Origin of the sequence: Dietzia sp. E1, from assembly GCF_014145015.1 — a bacterium.
Lineage (GTDB): Bacteria > Actinomycetota > Actinomycetes > Mycobacteriales > Mycobacteriaceae > Dietzia > Dietzia cinnamea_A.
The window spans coordinates 1-7,304 of the sequence record NZ_JAALDU010000305.1; the positions used below are offsets into that span (position 1 = coordinate 1).

At 70.8% G+C, this 7,304-nt stretch carries 6 protein-coding genes; 4 read left to right on the forward strand and 2 right to left on the reverse strand.

The features are described from left to right. On the reverse strand, nucleotides 1-2,490 hold a 2,490-nt coding region (locus G6030_RS10645; protein ID WP_182643103.1), incomplete at its 3' end, for an MMPL family transporter. 183 nt (nucleotides 2,491-2,673) lie between these two features. Between G6030_RS10645 and G6030_RS10650 the strand changes: the two genes are divergently transcribed. The 4 genes from G6030_RS10650 to G6030_RS10665 all read left to right on the forward strand — a co-directional run bounded on the left by G6030_RS10650 (nucleotide 2,674) and on the right by G6030_RS10665 (nucleotide 6,372). After that, on the forward strand, nucleotides 2,674-3,477 hold the full coding sequence (locus G6030_RS10650; RefSeq protein ID WP_182643104.1) for an SIP domain-containing protein: 804 nt from the start codon (nucleotides 2,674-2,676) through the stop codon (nucleotides 3,475-3,477). A 116-nt stretch (nucleotides 3,478-3,593) separates the two neighbouring features. After that, entirely contained in the window at nucleotides 3,594-4,574 is a 981-nt protein-coding gene (locus G6030_RS10655) for an ABC transporter substrate-binding protein (RefSeq protein WP_182643105.1), read from the forward strand. Continuing rightward, nucleotides 4,571-5,578: an ABC transporter permease gene (locus G6030_RS10660; protein ID WP_182643106.1), complete on the forward strand. Its 1,008-nt coding sequence runs from the start codon at nucleotides 4,571-4,573 to the stop codon at nucleotides 5,576-5,578. The genes G6030_RS10655 and G6030_RS10660 overlap by 4 nt, the downstream gene beginning before the upstream one ends. Before the next feature lie 2 nt (nucleotides 5,579-5,580). After that, a complete protein-coding gene (locus tag G6030_RS10665; protein WP_182643107.1) occupies nucleotides 5,581-6,372 on the forward strand; it encodes an ABC transporter ATP-binding protein in 792 nt (263 codons plus the stop codon). A gap of 157 nt (nucleotides 6,373-6,529) precedes the next feature. On the opposite strand, the gene G6030_RS10670 is transcribed toward G6030_RS10665, so the two are convergent. Next, nucleotides 6,530-7,304: galactosyltransferase-related protein (locus tag G6030_RS10670; protein WP_182643108.1), on the reverse strand; the 775-nt coding region annotated here is incomplete at its 5' end.

Genomic DNA, 7,304 nt, shown 5'->3' on the forward strand with positions numbered 1-7,304 from the left:
GACGCCACCACCATCATCGGTGCCGCCGTCGAGCTCGTGCTTGCCGGCCCCCGGGGACTGGGCGGCGACGGTCTCCGCGGAATGCCGGCCCTCGGCCAACGCGTCGGTGTGGTGCACCTCGTCGTCGTCACCGGATCCCGCGCCGTCCCCCGCCCGGCGGGGACCGTCCGCGCCGACGTCCTCCAACGCCGACCCCTCGACGTCCACCGAGGGCAGGATCCGGTCGAGCCAGCGCGGGATCTTCCACGCGCGCTCGCCGAGCAGGAACATCACCGCCGGGATGATCGTCATGCGGACGACGAAGGCGTCGAACAGCACGGCCACGGCCAGCGCGAAGCCCATCACCTTGATGAACTGCTCGTCGATCGTCATGAACGCGGCGAACACGCTGGTCATGATGAGCGCGGCCGCGGTGACCACGCGCGCACCGTGCTTGAAGCCGTTGGACACGGCGTTCTGCGCGGTCTTGCCGTGGACCCAGCCCTCGCGCATGCGGGTGACGAGGAAGACCTGGTAGTCCATCGCGAGGCCGAACACGATGCCGATGAGGATGATCGGCAGGAAGCTGATGATCGGCTGCGGGTCGGAGACGATGCCGCCCCAGCCCTCCTGCCACAGCGCGACGGTGAGGCCGAAGGTGGCGGCCACCGACAGGCCGAAGCCCAGCGCCGCGATGAGCGGCACCCAGATGGAGCGGAACACCAGCATGAGCAGGATGAACGCCAGCGCCAGGACGATGCCGACGTACGGCAGGAGCACCTCGGACAGTCGCTCGGAGATGTCCTCGTAGATCGGGGTGACGCCGGTGACGGAGTAGGTGCCGCCGGTCTGCTCCTCGAACTCGCCGATGCCCGCGCGGATGCTGTCCAGCACCGTGGCGGCCTGCTCGTCGGTCGCCCCGTACTCGGGCGTGATGAGCACCTGAGCGGCGTCGCCGGCCTCGTTGGACTCGATGATCTGCGCGTTGCGGACGCCGTCCACCGCCTGGATGTCCTCGACCGCGGTGGCCCACGCGGCCGGACGCTCCTCCGCCGGGACCTCGAGGGTGTCGACGAGGGCGATCATCGGCGCGTTGCGGCCGGGGCCGAACGCCTCGGCCGTGAGGTCGTACGCGGTGCGGTTGGGGGTGCCGGGCGACATCGTGCCGTCGGACGGCATGGCGAGCCGCAGCTGCGCGGCCGGGATCGCGAGCAGGCCCAGGAGCACCACGGCGACCACGGCGTGCAGGATCGGGTGTTTGCGAACGCGGCGGACCCAGGTCAGGCCCCTCGTCGGCTTCTCGTCCTCCGGGTCCGGCGCCTTGACGACCGGGACGCGGGCGCCGAAGACCTTGGTGCCGACGGCGCCGAGGACGGCCGGCAGCAGGGTGATCGCGACGAAGACGGCGATCGCGACGGTGGCGGCGGCGGACAGCGCCATCGCCGTGAGGAACGGGATGTTGATGATCGACAGCGCGGCGAGCGCGATGAGCACGGTCAGGCCGGCGAACACCACAGCGGAACCGGCCTTGCCCACCGCGAGCCCGGCGAGGTGGGCGCGCTCGCGGAACGGGATGGTCTTGAGTTGCTGCGCCAACTCCCTGGGCTCGAGGTCGTTGCCGCCGATGTGTTTGACGAGCTCGGTGCGGAAGCGCGACACGATGAACAGGGCGTAGTCGATGCCCACGGCGAGACCGATCATCGACGCCAGGGTCGGCGTGAAGTTGCTGATCGTGTCCGTGAAGGAGGTGGCGGCGAAGATGCCTGCGATGCCGATGCCCACGCCCACCACGCCGACGAGCAGGGGCAGGCCCGCCGCGATGAGCGAGCCGAACGTGATGGTGAGGATGACGGCGGCCACGGCGATACCGATGATCTCGCCGGTCGCGCTGATCTCCGAGGTCTGGAAGGCGTTGCCCGAGTAGGCGATCGTCAGGCCGTCCTGGTGCTCCGCCACGAGGTCCGCGAACGCCTCGCGGTCCTCGGCCTCGACGTTCATCGTGGTCTCGGCGTCGAACTGCACCTGGAGCGTGCCGGTCGTCCCGTCCTCGCTCAGCGGGCTGAGCGCGGCGAGGTCGGCGTCGATCTTCTCCTGCGGGATGCCCTGCGCGGCCTTGGCCTCGGTCATCTGCTGACGCACGCCCTCGGCGGCCATCACCGGGCTGACGATCGCCTCGGTACCCGTGAGGAAGTCGAGCTCGCGCACCTCCGCTAGGAAGGCGTCGACGTCCTCCGCGACGGCCGGATCGGTGAGGGTGCTGCCCTCGGGTGCCCGGATGACGACGGTGCCCGTCGGCGCGTCGAGCTGGCTGGGCGAACCCGGGAACCGCTCCTGGATCGCCTCCTGCGTCTCGATCGACTCGAGGCCGGGGATCGCGAAGCTGCTGGTGGTCTGCTGCGACAGGCTGGCGGCGGCCGTGCCCATGCCCGCGATGATGAGCAGCCACGCGACGATGAACCGCCACCTGTGCAGGTAGGCCGACCGGCCGATGCGGTAGAGAAATGACGCCATGCGCTTGGCTCCTCGGGGCGATTGTGCGACTCGCGAACCCTCGCAGTTTTGCACGGACACTGCACGATTGCACAGTCCGTGCAAGGTTGTGTGGCGGACGACACCCCGCGCGGTCGTCCCCGGCCGCGGGGGACGATTCTCCTGGAGGATAGGGTTACCTAACCCCCTGCCGAAGGAGTATGAGTGGCCCGCGATCGCCAGCCCCCCGCCCCGATCGTCCTGACGGTGTTGCGCACCGAGACGGTGACCGCCCACCTGGTCCGGGTGGTCCTGGGTGGCGAGGGCTTCGATTCGTTCGCCGCCCGCGCCGACACGGACAGCTACGTCAAGATCGAGCTGCCCCACGCCGGCGAGACGGTCGTGCGGACGTACACCGTGCGGCGATGCGACCCGGTCGCCCGGGAGATCTGGATCGACTTCGTCGTGCACGGTGACGCCGGAGTGGCCGGCCCGTGGGCGCGCGCGGTCACCCCGGGCACGCAGGTCGCGCTGCGCGGTCCGGGCGGCGGCTACCGTCCGGACCCGGAGGCCGACTTCCACCTGTTGGCCGGGGACGAGACGGCGGTGCCGGCCGTCGCCGCGGCGTTGGAGTCGCTGCCGGAGGACGCCGTGGGCGCGGTGTTCCTGGAGGTCGGGGGCGACGACGACGAGGTCGACCTCGTCGCGCCGGCGGGTGTGGAGGTCACCTGGATCCACCGCGGGACCCCCTCGACGGACGCCGGCCCGGGGCTGATCGACGGCGACGCCCCGCTGGTCGGCGCGGTGCGTGGCCTGCCGTGGCCGGGCGGCGACGTGCAGGTCTTCGTCCACGGCGAGGCCGAGACGGTCATGAAGCACCTGCGGCCGTACCTGAGAAAGGAGCGGGGTGTGCCCGCCGCCCGGGCGTCGATCTCGGGTTATTGGCGACGTGGCCGGACCGAGGAGGGCTTCCGTACCTGGAAGCGCGAACTGGCCGAGTCGGAGGAGGGCCCGCAGCCCGTCAGGTGAGTCCGGGCTCATCGTGCCGGGGCGACCCGGTACCCTCATGTGCCAGCACCGTTCACGCATCCGGCCCCTCGCGTACCCACCCGGGAGGCCCAGACGGCACAGACAAGGCATGGCATATGGCATTCACACGCGCGAAGCTGTTCACCGGACTGGTCGCCACCTCGGCTCTCGTCCTCGCAGGTTGCTCGGGCGGCGGTGACGACGCCTCCGGCGATGGTGGCGAGTCCTACCGCATCGGCATCAACCAGCTCGTCCAGCACCCGGCTCTGGACTCGGCCACAGCCGGGTTCAAGGAGGCCTTCTCCGAGGCCGGCGTCGAGGTGGAGTTCGACGAGCAGAACGCCAACGGCGAGCAGGGCACGGCGTTGACCATCGCCCAGCAGTTCGCCGCAGACGACCTGGATCTGGCCCTGGCCGTGGCCACCCCGGCCGCGCAGGCGATGGCCCAGAACATCACCGACGTCCCGCTGCTGTTCACCGCGGTCACCGACCCGGTCTCGGCCGAGCTCGTCGACTCGATGGAGGCGCCGGGCTCCAACGTCACCGGCACCTCGGACGCCGCCCCCATCTCCGATCAGCTGGAGCTGCTCAAGCAGCTCGTGCCGGACGCCGAGCGCGTCGGGATCGTCTACGCCTCCGGCGAGGTCAACTCGCAGGTCCAGGTCGACCAGGCCGAGGAGGCCGCGGGCCCGCTCGGGCTGGAGATCGTCACCCAGACCGTCACCACCGTCAACGAGATCCAGCAGGCAGTCGAGGCGCTCGGTGACGTCGACGCGATCTACGTCCCCACGGACAACATGGTCGTCTCGGGCATCTCCTCGCTCGTCCAGGTCGCCGAGGCCAAGCAGATCCCGGTGATCGCCGCCGAATCGGGCACGGTCGAGGGTGGCGCCGTCGCCACCCTGGGCATCGACTACACCGAGCTGGGCCGCCAGACCGGCGAGATGGCGCTGCGCATCCTGCGTGACGGTGAGGACCCGGCCACCATGCCGGTGGAGACCGCCACCGAGTTCACCTACGTGGTCAACGAGGCCGCGGCCGAGCGCCAGGGCGTGACCATCCCCGAGGACATCCTCGCCGAGGCTGAGAAGAAGTGATCGGGACCGTCGAGGTAGGTCTGATCTACGGGGTCATGGCCCTGGGGGTCTTCCTGACCTTCCGCGTGCTCAACTTCCCCGACCTCACCGTCGACGGCAGTTTCACCACGGGCGCCGCCACCGCGGCCATGGGCATCCTCGCCGGCTGGAACCCGGTGCTCGCGACCCTCGCGGGCTTCGGCACCGGGTTCCTGGCCGGAGCGGTCACCGGACTGCTCCACACCAAGGGCAGGATCGACGGTCTCCTCGCCGGAATCCTCACCATGATCGCGCTGTGGTCGGTGAACCTGCGGATCATGGACGGCGCGAATATCCCGCTGCTGCGCAGTGACACCGTGTTCACGCCCCTGAAGGACGCCGACCTGCTGGGCGAGTGGCCCGGGGTCGGCATCCTCGCGGTCGCGGTCCTGTTGCTCGGCCTGGTCGTCCTGTGGTTCCTCACCACCGACCTGGGCCTGTCCATCCGGGCGACCGGTGACAACGGGCCGATGATCTCGTCGTTCGGTGTGTCCACCGACTTCACCAAGACGTTGACCCTGGCCCTGTCCAACGGGTTCGTGGGGATGTGCGGCGCACTCATCGCCCAGTACCGGGGCTTCGCCGACATCTCGATGGGTATCGGCCTCATCCTGGTCGGACTGGCCTCGGTGATCATCGGGCAGGCCATCCTCGGCCAGCGGAAGCTGCTGCTCGCGGTGCTCGCCGTGATCGTGGGCGCCCTGCTCTACCAGCTCATCATCTTCGCGGCCCTCCGCGTCGGCCTGGATCCCAACGACATGAAGGCGGTCACGGCCATCCTCGTCGTGATCGCGCTGCTGCTGCCCCGGTGGAAGGGGGCCGGCGGGCGCTTCGGTCGCAAGCCCACCACCGCGGCCGCGGCCAACGAGCGGGCCGTGGCCGGGGTCGGCGCCGCGGTCGATCCGGGCCCCGGCACGGCCGCCGACGCGGCCGCCACCGGGTCCGTCGGACCCGACTCCACCGCACCCGGCACCAAGGAGGTCTGACGATGCTGTCCGTCACCGGAGTGTCCAAGACCTTCTTCCCGGGCACCGCGAACGAGCGCCGGGCGCTCAACGACCTCACCCTGACGCTCGGCGAGGGCGACTTCGTCACCGTGATCGGCTCGAACGGCGCGGGGAAGTCGACCCTGCTCAACGCCGTGTCGGGGAAGCTGCCGGTCGACACCGGTGCGATCGACATCGACGGCGTCCGGGTCAACCGCCTGCCCGACCACAAGCGGGCGAAGTACATCGGCCGCGTGTTCCAGGACCCGCTCGCCGGCACCGCACCGAATCTCACCATCGAGGAGAACCTCTCGCTGGCGCTGTTGCGCGGTCGGCGTCGCGGGCTCGGACGCGGGTTGAACAAGAACCGGCGCGCCCGGTTCGGCGAGCAGCTCGCGATGCTCGAACTGGGCCTCGAGGACCGACTCACCGCCAAGGTGGGGCTGCTGTCGGGCGGTCAGCGCCAGGCGCTGTCGCTGCTCATGGCCGGGTTCACCCAGCCGCGCATCATGCTCCTCGACGAGCACACAGCGGCGCTCGACCCGCAGCGGGCGGCACTCGTCACGTCGATCACCGAGCGCATCGTCCGCGAGGGCGGTCTCACCACGCTCATGGTCACGCACAACATGGAGCAGGCCATCCGGCTGGGCAACCGGCTCATCATGATGCACGAGGGCCGGATCGTGTACGAGGCCGACGACGCGGCCAAGTCCAAGCTCACGGTGCAGGACCTGCTGCGCGAGTTCACCAACATCAAGGGCGCGACCCTGTCGGATCAGGCCTTCCTCGGCTGACCCGCCCGCGGCGTACGCCGGCCGCCACGCGCCGGTCCGCCACATCGACAAGAGCGTTCCGCACACTCCCACTCGGGAGACGTGTGCGGAACGTCCTTCTCGTCGCGCTACCCGCGCCCCGCGCCGCCCGCGCCTCGCACGCCCGCGCCCGCGCCGCTCAGCCACCGATCGCGCCGGGCACGGCCTCCCAGCCGTCGCCGACTCTGCGCACCAGGCCCATCTGCTCGAATTTCTCGAACCAGCCCGGCGCGGGCCAGCTCCCCCACCGCGCGGCGTAGTGCGCGCCGTTGCGCAGCAGGTCGGCCAGGTGGTCGACCGGCGGATCAGCCACCGGGTGCCACCGGTGGTACGCGTGCGCGCCGGCCACCAGGATCACCGGCACGCGCCGGTGGAGCAGCCTGCGACCGAAGTCCGTGTCCTCGGCGCCGTACCCGGTGAAGGCCTCGTCGAACCCACCGAAGTCCGCGCGCAACCGGAGCCAGAGGTCCGGCCGCACGGCGAACGACAGCGACCAGAACATCCCGAACTCGTCGGGCTCCAGTCGCCGCGTGCCGCGGGAGGGGAACGGTCGGGCCGGGTGCGGGTCGGTGAACGCGGGCAGGTCGGCTGGATCGGGCGCGCCGGCGGACTCCGGGAGGTAGGTCACCGGCCCGAGTCCCACGACGCCGTCGGGGATCTCGGAGTACCTCGGGCCCAGCTCCGGGCCGGGCATGCAGTCCACGTCGAGGAAGACGATCAGGTCGGCTCCCAGTTCGGCCGCCCGGTCGCCACCGAGGTTGCGGCTGCGGGCGATCGGCAGGTCGGGCCCGGCGGGCAGCTCCACGACCTCGACGTCCTCGGCGGAGAGCTCGGCGGCCAGCTCCCGACCGCCGGGCCTGTCGGGCAGCACCACCACGTGCCGGGCACCGGGCAGGTGCGCGGCCATCGCGCGG

What these genes read in the sequence shown, in the direction of transcription:
- G6030_RS10655 (WP_182643105.1), top strand. Translation starts at nt 3,594, where the DNA reads ATGGCATTCACACGCGCGAAGCTGTTCACCGGACTGGTCGCCACCTCG.
- G6030_RS10665 (WP_182643107.1), top strand. Translation starts at nt 5,581, where the DNA reads ATGCTGTCCGTCACCGGAGTGTCCAAGACCTTCTTCCCGGGCACCGCG.